This window comes from Micromonospora sp. M42 (genome assembly GCF_000568915.1).
Taxonomy (GTDB): Bacteria; Actinomycetota; Actinomycetes; order Mycobacteriales; family Micromonosporaceae; genus Micromonospora; species Micromonospora chalcea.
This window is the reverse complement of record NZ_KK037233.1, coordinates 1,957,301-1,957,807: the sequence shown is the minus strand read 5'-3', so window position 1 is coordinate 1,957,807 and position 507 is coordinate 1,957,301. Positions and strand designations below refer to the sequence as shown.

Annotated in this window: 1 protein-coding gene; it reads right to left on the bottom strand. The window is 81.3% G+C overall.

Features of this window, described 5'->3' with window-relative positions; all coding sequences use genetic code 11:
• Window positions 1-507: helicase-related protein (locus MCBG_RS08840; protein ID WP_043325050.1), on the bottom strand; the 507-nt coding region annotated here is incomplete at both ends.

The following is a 507-nucleotide window of genomic DNA, read 5'->3' as shown; positions in this document are numbered from 1 at the left end:
GGGTCTCCCGCGCCACGGCCAGCGCGGCCGGTGGCGGCGGATCGGGCAGCGCCAGGCCGGCGCCGTCCGGGGTGCCCCAGGCCGCCAGCTCCAGCGCGAACCCGGTCAGGTCGGCGGTGGCGATCTCCGGCTCGGGCTGCGGGGCGAGCCGCTCGTGTGCCGCCTCGGACCAGCAGCGGTAGACCGCGCCCGGCGCCTCCCGCCCGGCCCGGCCCGCCCGCTGCGTCGCCGCCGCCCGGGACACCGGCACCGTCACCAGCGAACCCAGCCCTCGGGCCAGGTCGGTGCGGGGCACCCGGCTCAGGCCGGCGTCCACCACGACCCGGACGCCCGGCACGGTCAGGCTGCTCTCCGCCACCGCCGTCGCGAGAACCACGCGCCGCCCGGCGGCGGGTGTGAGCGCCGCGTCCTGGGCCGGGCCGGGCAGCCGTCCGTGCAACGGCAGCACCGCGACGTCGCGCAGGTCGGCCAGGCGGCGCGCGACGGCGCCGATCTCACCCGCGCCGG